The organism is Streptomyces sp. NPDC047043, from assembly GCF_040644055.1.
Classification (GTDB): domain Bacteria; phylum Actinomycetota; class Actinomycetes; order Streptomycetales; family Streptomycetaceae; genus Streptomyces.
Genome location: NZ_JBEYVO010000018.1, coordinates 182,549 through 197,932 on the forward strand (window position 1 = coordinate 182,549; position 15,384 = coordinate 197,932).

The window sequence follows — 15,384 nt, forward strand, 5'->3', positions numbered from 1 at the left end:
CCCCTACCCCACCGGCTCCAGCTCGACCTCGGCCGCCAGTTCGAACCACCCGTCCCGGCACGGGCCGGCCGTCAGCCGGCCGCCCACCGCCTTGACCCGGGTGGACAGGTTGCCGATGCCGCTGCCGCCGTTCTGCGAATCCAGTACGGGCTCTCCGCGGCCGTCGACCCCGTCGTTGACCAGCGAGAGCCGTATCGCGCCCGCCGCGCGGTCGGCGGTGATCCGGCACTGTCTGGCCTGGCTGTGCCGCAGCACGTTGGTCAGGCCCTCGCGCAGCAGCGTGGCGAGGACGGTGTCCACGTCGCAGGGCAGGTCACCGCAGTCGAGGCGGACCTGGGCGCGGATGCCGACGCCGGCCAGCATGGCGGTGGCGTTCTCGGCCTCCGTGGTCAGGCTCATACGGTGGTTGCCGCCCGCCACGATCCGTACGTCGGCCAGTGCCTGCCGGGCGATCTGCAGCACCTCGGTCAGCTCCTCCTGGGCCCGTACCGGCTTCTCCGGCGCGAGCCTGCGCACCAGTTCGCACTTGAGGGTGATCGCGGAGAGGCTGAAGCCCAGCAGGTCGTGCAGGTCGCGGGCGAAGCGGAGGCGTTCGGTGATCACGGCGAGGCGGGCGATCTCGGCGCGGGACCAGTGCAGTTCGGAGGCGAGCTGGGCCATCCGCGACAGTCCGAAGACGACGAGGGCGCAGATCACGTCGTACGCCGACTCGTAGATGATGTCCTGCACCGCGTTGCCCACCGCGTACAGCGCGGCGTCGTTGCAGACGATCACGGCGAGCAGGGCCGGCCAGGCGGCGGCCGCGGGCAGCACCAGCAGGGCGGAGCCCGCGAGGAAGCCGGGGATGCCCACCCAGTTCTGGCGGAAGAGCAGGTACGGCGCGAACTGGAAGACGGCGAGCAGGGCGAGCGCGAGGTACTGGGGGCGGCCGGGCCAGCGGGCCGCCCACGGGGTGCGCCAGTGGAACGATTCGGCAAGGTGGAGGCCGAAGATCACCAGGAGGCAGAGCACCGCCCCGGTCAGTTCCGGGGCGTCCGGTTCGAAGGAGAGCGACACGACCAGGTACGCGGCGAAGTAACCGGCCAGGACGGCGAAGGTGATCGCCGCGGCGGCCCGCGGCACCAGGTCCGCATGGCCGGCCTCGACCGCGCGGGCCGTCGGGGACCCGGTCTCGTGGGCCGGGCGGGAGCGCGGATCGGGCTCCGGCTCCTCGGCCAGCGGCACCGTGGCCACCAGCCGGAACCAGCCGTCGTCGCCGCAGCTGTGGTCGAGCGAGCCGCCGAGCGCCTCGATCCGGCGCTCCAGGGCGGCGAGCCCGCCGTCGGGGATCGAGTGGACGAGCCGGGCGGCGCGGCCCACGCCGTCGTTGGCGAGGCCGAGCCGCACGGTGCCGGTCTCCACCTCGGCCTCGATCACACACCGCTCGGCCTTGCTGTGCCGCAGCATGTTGGTCAGGCCCTCGCGCAGCGCGGCGGCGAGAGCGGTGTCCACCGGGGCCGGCAACTGCCCGCAGTCGTAGTGCAGATCGGTACGGATACCGGCCGCGGCCAGCATCGACACGGCCGCGTCGGCCTCCCCGGACAGGGACATCTCCCGGTAGCCGCGGCTGACCGAGCGCACGTCGGCCAGTGCCTTGCGGGAGGTGTGCAGGATCTCCGTGAGCTCGTCCTGCGCCTTCGCGGAGGCGTCGGCGAGCAGGCGATAGGTCAGTTCGCACTTCAGGGAGATCGCCGAGAGGCTGAAGCCGAGCACGTCGTGCAGGTCCCGGGCGAAGCGCAGCCGTTCACCGGCGACCGCCAGCTCGGACAGCTCGGCGCGCGAACGGTGCAGTTTGACGATCATGTCGGACATTCGCGAGAGGCCGATCACGATCAGCGGGATCAGTACGGCCTCGACCGCGGCATAGGCGGTGGCGGCCCAGCCCGGCCCGTAGTGGTAGAAGACCACGATCTCCCCGGCCGCGCACAGGCCGAACAACGGCCAGCCGAACACGGCGGGAAAGACCAGCACGGCGGAGGCCGTGAGGAACTCGGTCATGCCGCCCCACGCCACCCCGAACACCGCGATGGGCAGATAGGCGAGCAGGCCCTGCAGGGCCCAGGTCGCATAGCGGTAGCGGGTCAGAAAGGGGAACAACCGCGGGAAGGAGTGGCCGAGTTGCAGAACCAGCATCCCGGCGAAACCGGACAGGGCGCCGACGCGCTCCCAGGCGGGCGGATGTTCGGCCCAGACGTACGAGCCGTCGATGACGAAGAAGCCGACGAGGACGACGGCCGTGATGGCTATCGCCTTGCGTGGCGGTAGCTCCTGACTGCCGGCCGGGACGGTGTCTCCGTCCGCGCGGCCGGCTGTGATTGTGCTCAAGATTCCCCCATGGATCACGGTGCTCGGTCACAGCACGTTCCAGGCCCGGATCATAAAGAATCATCGTCCCTGATCAGTAGCCCTTGCCCGATCCGTCGCACAGCCGCGCCGCCGGGTGCCGCGCCCTCGGCGAGCAGTCCGGCGGCGGCCGCGTAGCAGCGGGCGGCGCTGGCGACGGCCGGCGGGGGGTGCGCCGGGGCGGCACCGTCGTCGTGGCGGCCGCGCAGCCGCTGCAGGAGCAGGTCCGCCTCGGGGCCGTGGAGTTCGAGGCGGTGCTGGAGCCGGGGGGCGTACAGGACCGTGGTGCGTCCTTCGTCACGTACGGCCACGTCGTCCCGGAGCCGGGCGGCGGGGCCCGGTTCGGCGGACGGCAGGCTGAAGCGGGCCTCGGGTGCCATGGGCACCACGCTCAGGCACAGCGCGGCACCGGCCGCGAGATGGCGTACGACCACGTCCTGGTGGGCGTCGAGGACGGCGAGGACCTCGCGCGAGGCGTCGTCCCAGCGCTCCTCGGGCACGTCGTAGCCGGGGAAGCCGGGCACCACGTTGGCGAGCGAGACCGGGCCGAGCAGCATCCGGCGCAGCGCCTCGCGGACGGCGGGGGCGGGCCGCGGGACGAACCGGCGGCCCCACGGCGTGCGCAGCAGGGCGGCGTCGCCGTCGAACCGGACGGTGACGTCCTCGCGCAGCGACCACAGCTCCGAGAGTTCGGGGGCCGCGAGACGGTCGATGCGCATGAGGGTCCTTCCGGGTGGATGGGTGTGGGGGGATCGGGTGGAGCGGCAGCGGCTGTGGGGAGCCGCTACAGGAACAGCGGTACGGGGTTGAGGTCCTCGTATCGGGTCGGTTCGGTACGTCTGCCCAGCCGTACCGGGACGTCGTAGAGGCGGCCGGGGGCGAAGCGGGCCCAGTGCGGGCGCAGGCCGGGGACCACGACGCGGACCACCGGGAGGCCGACGTCGGGGCGGGTCTGGTCCAGGACGAGCAGTTCCATGCCGTGGGTACGCAGCAGGGCCACGGCCGTCTCGATGTCCTCGCACAGATCTTCGCGGGGAGTGTACGGGTGCGTGCCGGGCCCGGTGGGGGTCGAGCCGTCGGGCAGCAGGTAGGGGTGGTCGGCGACAGTGGCCGTGCGCAGCCAGTGGCCGACGTCGGGGTCGTCGGCGGCGCTGCTCCTCGCTCCGACGCCGTCGACGACGTGCGGCATCATCTGGTTGAGCTCGGTCAGGGCGCGGCGCAGGGCGACACGGGTGTCGAAGTGGGCGCCGAAGCCGAACATGATCTCCTCCGGTTCGCCCGGGGCGCGGTCGGTGCGGCGGGAGACGGCCGCGAGGACCGGGATGCCGAGGTCGGCGGTGAGGTCGAGGACCCACACCTCGCGCTCCAACGAGGCGTACACACCCCGCAGTTCGGTGATCCACGGGTCGGCGAAGGCGTCCAGGTCGACGGCGGGGTGGCGGGTGCGGTTGTACCACCACAGGGCGAGGGCGTCGCGTTCTATCAGTTCGAGGAAACCTTGCAGTACGGCGTCCTCCAGGGTGCCGCCCGCGGCCGTGCCGTTGGAGTTGGCCAGGCAGAAGACGCGGCCCGGGGGCTGCGGGACGCCGTAGTAGAGAAGCGAGGTGGGCAGGAGTCTGTGCCGCTGCTCGGTGAGGGACCACAGCGGGGTCCAGCCCGTCTCGGCGTTCTCGTCGAAGGGGTCGCAGACGTACTGGAAGCCGCTGTGGCGGGCGTTCCAGTCGGCGCGGCCGGTGTGCTGGCGCGGGTCGTAGAGCTGGACGGCGTCCGGGTGGATCGCGGCCGGGGCGAGGTCGCGGTAGCTGCCGGTGACGACCGACTCGCCGCCCTCCAGGTGGCCGCTGTGCCGTTCGAGGGCCTCGGCCAACGCGCCCACCTCGGCCTGCAGCGCGGTCGTGCCCTTGCCGCCGCAGCTGCTGCGCAGGCCGGCCCTGAGGGCGCCGAGGCCCTGGCCCGCCGCGGGGTTGGTGCCGGCGCAGTAGGAGTGGAAGAACTCCGGGCCGCGCATGTCCCGGCGGATCTCCCGGACCAGACCGGTCACCGGGTCGAGGTGGTGGCCGAAGCGGCCCAGCAACTGCCGTGGGGTGAGGCTGCGGTGGCCGCCGCCCGTGGTGTCGTTCTTGATGCGGGAGCGCAGCGTCACCGGGGCCTGCACCTGGGCCGCCGCCGTGCCGGGCTCGCCGCAGGTCGGGCACTGCGGGCGGCGCCGTACCGGATGCAGGGCGGCATTGAGGGTGAGGCCGTCGAGGGTGCGCAGGGCGAGCTGGCTGGGGTGCCGGAAGCCGGAGAGCCACTTGGCGGCTTCCAGGGCGGCGGTCTGCAGCGCGGCGAGACGCGCGGCGGGCAGACCGCACGAGGGCCGGGGCACCGGGCCCGAGCGGCCCAGCATCCGCTGGACGTGCGCCTCCACCGGCCGGGAGCGCCACAGCCGTTCGGCGAGACAGGCCCAGCAGGGCCCGTCCGGGTCGCCGAAGAAGGGGCCGATCCACTGCTCGGTGCCCTCGGTCCGCACCGGCAGCCAGCGCCGCCCGGCCGCCCGGTGCTCGGCGTCGACGACCGCGAGCGCGGGGTCGAGGTAGTCGTCGCAGGCGACGACGGTGAGGGTGCCGGCGGGAGCCTCGCCGGCGGTGAGGGAGCCGGCGGAGGCTTCCGCCTCGTCCGGGACCGTCAGGCCCGCCGCCCGCAGCACCGCGGCCAACTCCCGTGCCGGCGTGCTGCCTACCGAGACCGCACCGACCGTTCCGGATCCGCGGCCCTCCGCCGCCGCGGATCCGTCGAGGCCGGCCGCCTCCCAGTACGCCTGCTCGGCGGCCTCGCCCGGGGTGGGCGCGTGGTCGCGGGTGGTCAGCAGGCCCGCGTCCTCGAGGCGGTGCACCAGATGGGCGGCCTGTCCGGGCGGCAGGGCGTCCGCGGCGTCGCGGGCGATGCGGTCCAGCGGGCGGGTGCCGTCGAGGAGCGGCGCCAGGCGGGCTATCTGCTCGCCGTGCAGTGCGGTCACCCGCTGGTCCGAGATCAGGTACACCGCTTCACCGGGCACCTGCTCGACCCGCAGGTGCGGCTTGAACCCCAGCAGCGGGGCGGCGGACTCGACGGCCGTCATCAGGCGTTGTACGAAGCGGCGTCGGCGGCGGCCGGCAGCACGGTCACGCTGCAGATGTGGGTCATCAGCGGTGCCTGGTACGCCGTCGTGCTCCGGCCGAACTCCTCGATCACCAGGTCGTCCTGGGCGGCGGCAGCGGCAAACGTGTTCCCCGTCATGGTCTTCCATCCCTTGGTCAGTGGGTTGGTCGGTGGACTCGTCGGTGCGTCCGGCGGCGGGGTGTGATCCCCTCGGCGCTTGTGTTCCGGTCGGGCCGACGTGGAGAACACTGCCGCCGGAATCCGCCCCTCCCCAGTGCCACGGTCACCGGATGGGCATGAAACTTTCACACTCGTCACAGGGACAGCCGCATGCCGGGTTCAGGAGGACGGCACTGGCCGGAAACACGGCCCGATGAGAGCTTCGGATGGTGTTGCAGCCGGGCCCGATACGACGGGGAGGTCCGGCGGATCCAACCCCGGAGGAACCCACGATGGAGATCAAGGTGCTCGGCCCACTCATGGCCGAAACAGGTGGCACATCGATCGTCCCCAGCGCCGGCAAGCCCCGGCAGATCCTGGCCCTGCTGTCCGTGTACGCGAACCAGGTCGTGCCCGTGCCGACGCTGATGGAGGAGATCTGGGGCGGCGACATGCCCCGCAGCGCCCTGACCACGCTGCAGACCTACATCCTCCAGCTGCGCCGCCTGATCGGGAAGGCGCTCGGGCCCGACAGCCCCTACGGCGCCCGGGAGGTGCTGGCGACCCGGCACGGCGGCTACCTGCTCGAGGTGCAGCCCGGCTCGGTGGACGTGCACGAGTACGACCGGCTCGTGGCGACCGCCCGGGCCGAAGCCGACCGCGGCGACGACACCACGGCCGCCGCGCTGTACCGGGACGCGCTCGCCATGTGGCGCGGGCCGGCCCTGGTCGACGTACGGCTCGGTCCGCTGCTGGAGATCGAGCTGGTGCGTCTCGAGGAGAGCCGGCTCGAGGTGCTGGAACAGCGCATCGACTGCGACCTCCGGCTCGGCCGGCACATGCAACTGCTCGCGGAACTCACCTCCCTGACGGCACGTCATCCGCTGCACGAGGGGCTGCACGCCCAGTGCATGGTGGCGCTGTACCGCTCGGGGCGGCAGTGGCAGGCACTGGACGTGTACCAGAACCTGCGGCGCGGCCTCGCCGACGAGCTGGGCCTGGACCCGTCCGTGCGGCTGCAGCAGCTGCACCACGCGGTGCTCGCCGGGGACCCTTCCCTGGACGCGGCGACCTCGGGGGGCCGCCGCACGCTGGACCTTTTCGCCGCCTGAACCACCAGGCACGCACCCGCGCCGGACCCCGCCCTTCACGAGGGGGCGGGGTCCGGCGCTTGTCGTGCTCGACCGGTCCTCCAGCGTCCGGCCGCACCGTGCACCCGCAACTCTCCTACCGAACCTGGGGGTTCACCTTGCGAGTCATCGACCTGTCGTCCGCCGTGGACGCGGCCGGGTGGGAGCCGGACCCGATCGTGCACGAGATCATGACGCCCGCCGAGGGGGCCCGGCACATGGCGGCGGAGATGAAGGAGCACTTCGGCCTCGACTTCGACCCCGCCGACCTGCCCGGCGGTGAGCTGCTGTCGCTGGACACGCTCACCCTGACCAGCCACACCGGCACCCATGTGGACGCGCCCTCGCACTACGGCTCGGTCGGTGAGTACGGTCGGCCGCGCAACATCGACGAGATGCCGCTCGACTGGTTCCTGCGCCCGGCGGTGGTGCTGGACGTCTCCGACGTCGGCATCGGGGCCATCGGCGTCGAGCGGCTGGAGAAGGCGATCGCCGACGCCGGGTATGTGCCGCGGCCCCTGGACATCGTGCTGCTGCACACGGGCGCGTCCCAATTCGCCGGTACGCCCCGCTACTTCACCGACTTCGCGGGGCTCGACGGTCCCGCCACCGACCACCTCCTCGACCTCGGCGTCCGGGTCATCGGCACCGACGCCTGGAGCCTGGACGCTCCCTTCGGGCACATGATCCGCACCTTCCAGGAGACCGGCGACCGCTCGGTGCTGTGGCCCGCACACTTCGCCGGCCGGCGCCGCGAGTACTGCCAGGTGGAGCGGCTCGCGAACCTCGACACCCTGCCCGCGCACGGCTTCCGGGTGTCCTGCTTCCCCGTGAAGATCGCCGGTGCGGGAGCGGGCTGGACCCGGGCCGTGGCCCTGATCGAGCCATGAGGCTGCGTACGAGCTCGGAGATGGCGGCACCCTGGCTGTTCTGCTTCCACCACGCGGGCGCCGGCATCTCCTCCTTCACCCGCTGGCAGCGCGAACTCGGCGACGCCGCCGAGGTGGTGCCGGTGCTGCTGCCCGGCCGCGGGCCCCGCTCGCGCGAGCCGCGCATCACCGATGCCGCCGAACTCATGGGCGAGCTACGGGAGTTGATCCTTCCGCTGCTGGACCGGCCGTATCTGCTCTACGGACACAGCCTCGGCGGTCTCGTCGCGCACGCGCTGACGCTGGCGCTGGAGGAGGACGGGCTGCACCCGCCGGCCCGGGTGGTGGTGGGCGCCGTACCGCCGCCGCATCTGCGCAACCTGCTGCTGCGCAGCCTCGGCCTGCCCGACGTCCAACTCCTGGAGCTGCTGGTCGACCTGGACGCCGTACCGGCGGAGGCGACGGGCCGGGACGTGGGGCTGTGGCGGCGGCGGGTGGTGCCCGCGCTTCGGGACGACCTGCGGCTCGGGGAGTCGCTGTGCCGGGCCGGGGCGGGGACACGGCTGCGTACGCCGCTGATCGCGCTCGCCGGGCGGGACGACCCGATCTCCCCGCTGGCCGACATGGCCGAGTGGGCGGACTACACGGACGCCGAGTTCCGGCTGCAGACCCTGCCGGGCGGCCACTTCTTCGTACGGGAGGCGTCCGTACCGCGGCTGCTGCGCGAGGTGGCCGAGGAGCTGCGGGAGCCGTTCCAAGACGAGTCGAGTGCCGGTCAAGACGGCCCCTCGACACTCGTCGCAACAGCCGACCGATCAGAGAGGTGACGCCTGGTGAGCCGACGCGTCGTCATTACCGGAATCGGTGTGGTCGCCCCCGGGGGCGTCGGCACCAAGGAGTACTGGTCCCTGCTGACCGAGGGCCGCACCGCGACCCGGGCGATCTCGCTCTTCGACGCCTCGGCGTTCCGGTCGCGCATCGCCGCCGAGGTCGACTTCGACCCGGTCGCCCAGGGGCTGACCGAGGAACAGGGTCAACGACTGGACCGGGCCGCCCAGTTCGCGCTGGTCGCCGCCCGTGAGGCGGTCGCGGACAGCGGACTCGACATGGCCGCCGCGGACCCCTTCCGCACCGGTGTCACCATCGGCAGCGCGGTCGGCGCCACCACCGGCCTGGACTACGAGTACGCGGCCGTCAGCGACGACGGCGCCGCCTGGCTGGTCGACCACGAGCGGGCCGTACCGCATCTGTACGACTACTTCGTGCCGAGTTCGTTCGCGGCCGAGGTGGCCTGGGAGTTCGGCGCGCAGGGGCCGACGGCGGTGGTGTCCACCGGCTGCACCTCCGGCCTCGACTCCGTCGGGCACGCCGTCGAGCTGATCCGCGAGGGCAGCGCCGACGTGATGGTCGCAGGGGCCACCGAGGCCCCGATCTCGCCGATCTCGGTGGCCTGCTTCGACGCCATCAAGGCGACGTCGAACCGCAACGAGGAACCGGAGACCGCCTCCCGCCCCTTCGACAAGTCGCGCAACGGCTTTGTCCTGGGCGAGGGTTCGGCCGTCTTCGTGCTGGAGGAGTACGAGCAGGCCGTCGCCCGCGGTGCGCACATCTACGCGGAGATCGCCGGGTTCGCCTCGCGCTCCAACGCGTACCACATGACGGGACTTCGGGCCGACGGCGCCGAGATGGCGGAGGCGATCACGGTCGCGCTCGCCGAAGCCGGCATCCCCGGCACCGACGTCGACTACATCAACGCGCACGGCTCGGGCACGCTGCAGAACGACCGGCACGAGACGGCCGCCTTCAAGCGGAGCCTCGGCGAGCACGCGTACGACACGCCCGTCTCCTCGATCAAGTCGATGATCGGGCACTCGCTGGGCGCGATCGGCTCGCTGGAGATCGCCGCGTCCGCGCTCGCCATCGAGCACGGCGTGGTGCCGCCCACCGCCAATCTGCACGAGGCCGACCCCAAGTGCGACCTCGACTACACACCGGTCACGGCGCGCGAGAAGGAGATCGACACGGTGCTCAGCGTGGGCAGCGGGTTCGGCGGCTTCCAGAGCGCGATCGTGCTCACCAGGCCCGGGCGACCGGGCCGTACGAAGGAAGGTACGGCCGCATGACCACCGCACTGCCGACCCGCACCGCGACCGCCGTCTTCACCGGCATCGGCGTCGCCGCGCCCAACGGCCTCGGTACGCAGGCATGGTGGCGGGCGACGCTGGAGGGCCGGAGCGGCATCCGCCCGGTCTCCCGCTTCGACGCGTCGGGCTACCCGGCCCGACTCGCCGGAGAGGTACCCGACTTCGACCCCGCCGCGCACGTCCCCAACCGTCTGCTGCCCGCGACCGACCACATGACGCGCCTCGCGCTCACCGCGGCCAAGGAGGCCGTCGAGGACAGCGGCGCCGCCCCGGACGAGCTGCCGCCGTACTCCGCCGGAGTGGTCACCGCGGCCTCGGCGGGCGGCTTCGAGTACGGGCAGCGCGAGCTGCAGGCGCTGTGGAGCAAGGGCGGCCAGTACGTCAGCGCGTACCAGTCGTACGCCTGGTTCTACGCCGTCAACACCGGCCAGATCTCCATCCGGCACGGGCTGCGCGGGCCGAGCGGCGTCCTGGTCACCGAGCAGGCGGGCGGCATCGACGCGGTCGCCCAGGCGCGGCGGCAGCTGCGCAAGGGCAGCAGACTGATCGTCACCGGCGGGGTGGACGGCGCGATCTGCCCGTGGGGCTGGACCGCGCAGCTCGCGGGCGGCCGCATGAGCACGGTCGCGGACCCGGCCCGGGCCTACCTCCCCTTCGACGCCGAGGCCGGCGGGTACGTCGTCGGAGAGGGCGGCGCGATCCTCGTACTGGAGGACGCGGAGGCGGCACGGGCGCGCGGGGCGCGGGTGTACGGGCGGCTCGCCGGGTACGCGGCGACGTTCGACCCGGCGCCCGGGAAGGGCGGTGCGCCGGGCCTGCGACGGGCCGCCGAACTGGCCCTGGACGAAGCCTCGTTGGCGCCCTCCGCGGTCGACGTCGTGTTCGCCGACGCGGCCGGGGTGCCCGAGCTGGACCGGCAGGAGGCTGACGCCCTCACCGCGCTGTTCGGGGCGCACGGCGTGCCGGTGACCGCCCCCAAGACGATGACCGGCCGGCTGCTGGCGGGCGGCGCCTCCCTCGACCTGGCGGCGGCGCTGCTGTCGGTGCGGGACGCGGTGATCCCGCCCACCGTCAATGTCCCGGCGCCGGCCGCGGGTTACGCCCTCGACCTGGTCACCGAGGCGCGGCGCGGCCCGGTCCGCACGGCGCTGGTGCTGGCGCGCGGCCGGGGCGGCTTCAACGCCGCGGCCGTGATCACGGCAGACGACTGAACTCCTCCACCAGAAAGGCGACTTCCATGAACCTCAAAGAACTCACCACCCTCCTGCGCGACTGCGCCGGCGTCGACGAAGGCGTCGACCTCGACGGCGACGTCCTCGACGTCCCCTTCGACGAGCTCGGCTACGACTCGCTGGCCGTCCTCCAGGTCACCGGAGTCATCGAGCGCGACTACGACATCCAGCTCTCCGACGACACGGTGGCCGAGGCGACGACACCGCGCCTGCTGCTGGAGTTCATCAACGAGCAGCTGGGGGCAGCACCGGTGGCGAAGGCCGCCTGAGCGCACGGCTCGGCCGACGGCCGCCCACTCCCTCGGGGGTGCGGCGGCCTTCGGCGCGTGCGGGTTCGCACCTCCGGTCCGGCAGGCATACGACAGTGCCCGCACGCCGGGGGATTCGCGTGCGGGCACTGTCGGGGTGGGCCGACACGGGTCGGCCCTGGGGGGTGGTCAGATGAGGTCGTCGCGGGTGATCCGACGGTCCTGGATCTGCCAGGTCCCGTCGACGCGGACGATGCGGTCCTCGCAGAGGGTACTGGCCTTGATCTCGGGGCGGCCGCCGCGCGGGGTCTCGATGACCAGGGCGTAGCAGCGGGCCGTGACGGCCGACGCGGTGGCGGACTCGACCGACACCATGCCGAGCCAGTGGCGGCGCTGGACGCCGGCCTCCGCGTACGCCTCGGTGGCCTTGGCGGCGGCCTCGGTGATGGCGGGGCGGCCGGCCGCCGGGACGGGCTGGGCGTTGGCCGCGAAGACGCCGTCCTCGGTGAAGGTCCCGGCCCACTCCTCGACCCGGCCGTCGTCGAGCAGGTGCATCTGCCGGGCATAGAACTGCTGGATCTCCTGGTACAGCCCGGCCGTTGCGGACTGCGGCAGCTCGGTGACGGTCATACGGGTCCTCTCCCGATGGCTCCTTTTGACGCCTCCCACGGTCGCCGCACCGGCTCGAAGTCCGGTCGGGGTCGGGTCGGGGGTTTCTGGAGCCGCCGCCATCCACCGGTGCTCGACACCCGTTCGAGTGCGGCTCGGCACTTTGGGGCGCATCGACAGCGATACGCGACACGTCCGAGGAGAGACCCCATGACGCAGGAGCACAAGGACCGCAGGGCCGCGCTGATCACCGGCGCCACCAGCGGCATCGGCCTGGCGGCCGCCCGCACCCTCGCCGAGGCCGGGTACGCCGTCTTCATCTGCGCCCGCAGTGAGGAGTCCGTCCAGCTGACCGTGAAGCAGTTGCGCGAGGAGGGTTACGAGGCCGCCGGCACCGTCGCCGACGTGCGCGACGGCGCCTCGGTGAAGGCGCTGGTGGGCGCCGCCGTGACCGCGTACGGCCGTATCGACGTACTGGTCAACAACGCGGGCCGCAGCGGCGGCGGGGTGACCGCCGACATCGCCGACGAGCTGTGGGACGACGTCATCGCCACCAACCTCACCTCGGTCTTCCTCGCCACCCGCGAGGTGCTGAACCAGGGCGGCATGCGCGAGCGCGGCTGGGGCCGGATCATCAACGTCGCCTCCACCGCCGGCAAACAGGGCGTGGTGCTCGGCGCCCCCTACTCCGCCTCCAAGCACGGCGTGGTCGGCTTCACCAAGGCCCTCGGCAACGAGCTCGCCCCGACCGGCATCACCGTCAACGCGGTCTGCCCGGGCTATGTCGAGACGCCGATGGCGCAGCGCGTGCGCGCCGGTTACGCCGCCGCCTACGACACCTCCGAGGCCGCCATCCTCGAGAAGTTCCAGGCCAAGATCCCGCTCGGCCGCTACTCCACACCCGAGGAGGTGGCCGGACTGGTCGGCTACCTGGCCTCCGACACCGCCGCCTCGATCACCGCGCAGGCCCTCAACGTCTGCGGCGGCCTCGGCAACTTCTGATCACCCAACACCCTTTTCAGCAAAGGAAGTTCAACCGTGTCCGTGACCACACCGCACCGCACCCTGCACAGCATCGCCGTCGCCGCGCCCGCCGAGGTCGTGTACGGGATCGTCGCCGACGTCACCAAGTGGCCCCAGTACTTCGCCCCCAACGTGCACGTCGAGCACCTGGAGCAGGACGAGGGCAGCGAGCGGATCCACATCTGGGCGTTCGCGAACGGCGCGGTCAAGAACTGGGTCTCGCGCCGCACCCTGGACCCGGAAGCGCTGCGCATCGACTTCCGTCAGGAGGTCTCCGCGCCGCCGGTCGCCGCGATGGGCGGCACCTGGGTGGTCTCCCCCGTCGACGCGAACTCCTCGCTGCTGGAACTGCACCACGACTTCGCCGCCGTCGACGACGACCCGGCCGGCGTCGAGTGGATCACGGCGGCCGTGGACCGCAACAGCGCGGCCGAGCTGAACAACATCAAGGAACTCGCCGAGCAGTACCGGGAGTTGGACGAGCTGGTCTTCTCCTTCGAGGACACCGTGGAGATGGCGGCCGACGGCGCCGACGTCTTCGACTTCCTCAACCGTGCCGACCTGTGGCCCGAGCGGCTGCCGCACGTGGCCCGCCTGGACCTCACCGAGGACGAGCCGGGCGTGCAGATCATGGCGATGGACACCAGCGCCCGCGACGGCTCCACGCACACCACCGAGTCCGTGCGGATCGTGTTCGGGCCCGACCGCATCGTCTACAAGCAGACCGCCGTGCCCGGCCTGATGACCGCGCACACCGGCGCCTGGACGATCCGACCCGTCGCGGACGGCGTGGCGGTCACCTCCCGGCACACGGTCACCCTGAAGCCGTCCGCCGTGGAGCCGATCCTCGGCGCGGGCAGGACGGTCGCCGACGCCCGTGAGTACGTCCACAGGGCGCTCAGCACCAACAGCACCAACACGCTCAAGCTGGCCAGGGCCCACGCGGAGGCGCTCCGTGACTGAGCTCCGGAACCATCTGCCGTACGAACTGCCCGACCGAATCGACCAGTTGCTCGCGCGTGCCGCCGTCGCCCACCCCGGGCGGCGGGCGATCGTCGCCGACGGCGCGGAGCTGGACTACGCGGCGCTCGACGCCCGCGTCGGATCCGTCGCCGCCGCGCTGCAGAGCCTGACCGGTACCGGGGAGGTCGTGGCCGTCGCCTCCTCGCTGCACCCCGACTTCGCCGTCGCCTACTACGCCGCCGCGCGCGCCGGGCGGACCGTCGCGGTGGTCAACCCGCTGCTGCGCGAGGAGGACCTGCTGCACGTGCTGACGCTCAGCGGTGCCACCGTCGCCGTCGTGGACGCGGCACTCGAGACCCGGCTCGCGGGCGTGCGGGACCGGCTGCCCGCGCTGCGGGAGGTGCTGCGGATCGGCGCGCTGCCCGAGAGCGCCGAAGCCCCCGCCGAACCCGGCACCGGGCCCGCCGACACCGCCGTCCTGCAGTTCACCAGCGGTACGACCGGCCGCCCGAAGGCGGTGCGGCTCAGTCACCGCAACGTCGTGGTGAACGCCGCACAGATCGCCGACGCGCATCGCCTCGACGCAGACACCGTCGCCCTCAACCACCTGCCGACGTACCACCCGATGCACCTCAACTCGGCGATCGCGGCGGGCGCCACGCAGGTGCTGTGCGCGGCGCCGGAGCCGTACGCGGCGCTGATGACCGCCAACCGGCACAAGGCGACGATCTTCTACAGCCTGCCGGTGCGGCTGGCGCGGCTCGCGGCCGATCCGGACCTGGACAGCATCTCCGTACGCACATTGCAGCGGATCGCGTCGGGCGGTTCCGCCCTGCCGGTGGCCGCGGCGCGGCGGCTGTCGAAGCGGTTCGGGATTCCCGTGTTCCAGGGGTACGGGCTCGCCGAGACGGCCCCGCTGACGCACAGCGACGACCCCGAGCGGCCGGTGCACGGTTCGGTGGGGCGGCCCGTGGCGGGGACCGAGTGCCGGGTCGTGGACATCGACAGCCGGGCCGTGCTGCCCGCCGGTTCGGTGGGCGAGGTGCAGCTGCGCGGGCCGCAGGTCATGCAGGGCTACCTCGGCGGGCCCGCCGGCACGGGGCTGGAGCCGGACGGCTGGCTGAGCACCGGGGACGTGGGGCGCGTCGACGAGGACGGGCGGCTGTTCCTGGTGGACCGGCTCAAGGACGTCTTCAAGTGCGACAACTTCCTCGTCGCACCCTCCGAGGTCGAGCGCGTCCTGCTCCGGCAGCCGGGCGTCAGGGACGCGGTCGTGGTCGAGCTGCCGGACGCCGGGCACGGCGCGGTCGCGGGGGCACTGGTCGTACTCGAAGACCCGTCGGACCTGCGGGACGTGGTGTCCGCCGTCAACGACGAACTGCCCTACTACCAGCACATCCGGGACGCGGTGACGCTCGACGCCATCCCGCGCTCCGGCAACGGAAAGATCCAACGGCGGCTGCTGGCCGAGCAGTTGACCAGCCGTCAGCCCGCCTGAGCCCGGA

Annotated in this window: 14 protein-coding genes; 9 read left to right on the forward strand and 5 right to left on the reverse strand. The window is 72.7% G+C overall.

The window, feature by feature from the left end; translation table 11 throughout:
• Nucleotides 1-3: 3 nt before the first annotated feature.
• From ABZ880_RS27865 to ABZ880_RS27880, 4 genes are all read right to left on the reverse strand, one after another.
• The gene (locus ABZ880_RS27865) at nucleotides 4-2,364 is read right to left on the reverse strand and encodes a histidine kinase (protein ID WP_361267808.1); all 2,361 of its coding nucleotides are present in this window, start codon (nucleotides 2,362-2,364) and stop codon (nucleotides 4-6) included.
• A gap of 50 nt (nucleotides 2,365-2,414) precedes the next feature.
• Nucleotides 2,415-3,101, reverse strand: coding sequence for a hypothetical protein (locus ABZ880_RS27870; protein WP_361267810.1), 687 nt, complete (start codon nucleotides 3,099-3,101; stop codon nucleotides 2,415-2,417).
• 65 nt (nucleotides 3,102-3,166) lie between these two features.
• On the reverse strand, nucleotides 3,167-5,482 hold the full coding sequence (locus ABZ880_RS27875; RefSeq protein ID WP_361267812.1) for a TOMM precursor leader peptide-binding protein: 2,316 nt from the start codon (nucleotides 5,480-5,482) through the stop codon (nucleotides 3,167-3,169).
• Nucleotides 5,482-5,640, reverse strand: coding sequence for a hypothetical protein (locus ABZ880_RS27880; protein ID WP_361267814.1), 159 nt, complete (start codon nucleotides 5,638-5,640; stop codon nucleotides 5,482-5,484). The genes ABZ880_RS27875 and ABZ880_RS27880 overlap by 1 nt, the downstream gene beginning before the upstream one ends.
• Before the next feature lie 314 nt (nucleotides 5,641-5,954).
• Between ABZ880_RS27880 and ABZ880_RS27885 the strand changes: the two genes are divergently transcribed.
• The 6 genes from ABZ880_RS27885 to ABZ880_RS27910 all read left to right on the forward strand — a co-directional run bounded on the left by ABZ880_RS27885 (nucleotide 5,955) and on the right by ABZ880_RS27910 (nucleotide 11,305).
• The gene (locus tag ABZ880_RS27885; protein WP_361267816.1) at nucleotides 5,955-6,773 is read left to right on the forward strand and encodes an AfsR/SARP family transcriptional regulator; all 819 of its coding nucleotides are present in this window, start codon (nucleotides 5,955-5,957) and stop codon (nucleotides 6,771-6,773) included.
• A gap of 137 nt (nucleotides 6,774-6,910) precedes the next feature.
• Nucleotides 6,911-7,681 carry a cyclase family protein gene (locus ABZ880_RS27890; RefSeq protein WP_361267818.1) on the forward strand — a complete coding sequence of 257 codons (771 nt, stop codon included), beginning with the start codon at nucleotides 6,911-6,913 and terminating at the stop codon, nucleotides 7,679-7,681.
• Nucleotides 7,678-8,487: an alpha/beta fold hydrolase gene (locus ABZ880_RS27895; RefSeq protein ID WP_361267820.1), complete on the forward strand. Its 810-nt coding sequence runs from the start codon at nucleotides 7,678-7,680 to the stop codon at nucleotides 8,485-8,487. The genes ABZ880_RS27890 and ABZ880_RS27895 overlap by 4 nt, the downstream gene beginning before the upstream one ends.
• 6 nt (nucleotides 8,488-8,493) lie before the next feature.
• Nucleotides 8,494-9,783: a beta-ketoacyl-[acyl-carrier-protein] synthase family protein gene (locus ABZ880_RS27900; protein ID WP_361267822.1), complete on the forward strand. Its 1,290-nt coding sequence runs from the start codon at nucleotides 8,494-8,496 to the stop codon at nucleotides 9,781-9,783.
• Complete coding sequence (locus tag ABZ880_RS27905; RefSeq protein WP_361267824.1) at nucleotides 9,780-11,015, forward strand: ketosynthase chain-length factor; 1,236 nt, start codon at nucleotides 9,780-9,782, stop codon at nucleotides 11,013-11,015. The genes ABZ880_RS27900 and ABZ880_RS27905 overlap by 4 nt, the downstream gene beginning before the upstream one ends.
• A 26-nt stretch (nucleotides 11,016-11,041) precedes the next feature.
• Nucleotides 11,042-11,305, forward strand: coding sequence for an acyl carrier protein (locus ABZ880_RS27910; protein ID WP_361267826.1), 264 nt, complete (start codon nucleotides 11,042-11,044; stop codon nucleotides 11,303-11,305).
• Between the two features lie 168 nt (nucleotides 11,306-11,473).
• Here ABZ880_RS27910 and ABZ880_RS27915 read toward each other — a convergent pair whose 3' ends face one another.
• A complete protein-coding gene (locus ABZ880_RS27915) occupies nucleotides 11,474-11,914 on the reverse strand; it encodes a nuclear transport factor 2 family protein (protein WP_361267828.1) in 441 nt (146 codons plus the stop codon).
• 189 nt (nucleotides 11,915-12,103) lie between these two features.
• Between ABZ880_RS27915 and ABZ880_RS27920 the strand changes: the two genes are divergently transcribed.
• The 3 genes from ABZ880_RS27920 to ABZ880_RS27930 are packed head-to-tail and all read left to right on the forward strand — an operon-like array spanning nucleotide 12,104 to nucleotide 15,377.
• Nucleotides 12,104-12,895 carry an SDR family NAD(P)-dependent oxidoreductase gene (locus ABZ880_RS27920; protein WP_361267830.1) on the forward strand — a complete coding sequence of 264 codons (792 nt, stop codon included), beginning with the start codon at nucleotides 12,104-12,106 and terminating at the stop codon, nucleotides 12,893-12,895.
• A gap of 36 nt (nucleotides 12,896-12,931) precedes the next feature.
• Entirely contained in the window at nucleotides 12,932-13,879 is a 948-nt protein-coding gene (locus ABZ880_RS27925) for an aromatase/cyclase (RefSeq protein WP_361267832.1), read from the forward strand.
• A complete protein-coding gene (locus ABZ880_RS27930; RefSeq protein WP_361267834.1) occupies nucleotides 13,872-15,377 on the forward strand; it encodes a class I adenylate-forming enzyme family protein in 1,506 nt (501 codons plus the stop codon). The genes ABZ880_RS27925 and ABZ880_RS27930 overlap by 8 nt, the downstream gene beginning before the upstream one ends.
• The last annotated feature ends 7 nt before the right edge of the window (nucleotides 15,378-15,384 follow it).

Coding starts and splice junctions, on each gene's coding strand:
- ABZ880_RS27905 (WP_361267824.1), top strand. CDS start 9,780: ATGACCACCGCACTGCCGACCCGCACCGCGACCGCCGTCTTCACCGGC.
- ABZ880_RS27875 (WP_361267812.1), bottom strand. CDS start 5,482: ATGACGGCCGTCGAGTCCGCCGCCCCGCTGCTGGGGTTCAAGCCGCAC.
- ABZ880_RS27885 (WP_361267816.1), top strand. CDS start 5,955: ATGGAGATCAAGGTGCTCGGCCCACTCATGGCCGAAACAGGTGGCACA.
- ABZ880_RS27870 (WP_361267810.1), bottom strand. CDS start 3,101: ATGCGCATCGACCGTCTCGCGGCCCCCGAACTCTCGGAGCTGTGGTCG.
- ABZ880_RS27910 (WP_361267826.1), top strand. CDS start 11,042: ATGAACCTCAAAGAACTCACCACCCTCCTGCGCGACTGCGCCGGCGTC.
- ABZ880_RS27915 (WP_361267828.1), bottom strand. CDS start 11,914: ATGACCGTCACCGAGCTGCCGCAGTCCGCAACGGCCGGGCTGTACCAG.
- ABZ880_RS27880 (WP_361267814.1), bottom strand. CDS start 5,640: ATGACGGGGAACACGTTTGCCGCTGCCGCCGCCCAGGACGACCTGGTG.
- ABZ880_RS27895 (WP_361267820.1), top strand. CDS start 7,678: ATGAGGCTGCGTACGAGCTCGGAGATGGCGGCACCCTGGCTGTTCTGC.
- ABZ880_RS27920 (WP_361267830.1), top strand. CDS start 12,104: ATGACGCAGGAGCACAAGGACCGCAGGGCCGCGCTGATCACCGGCGCC.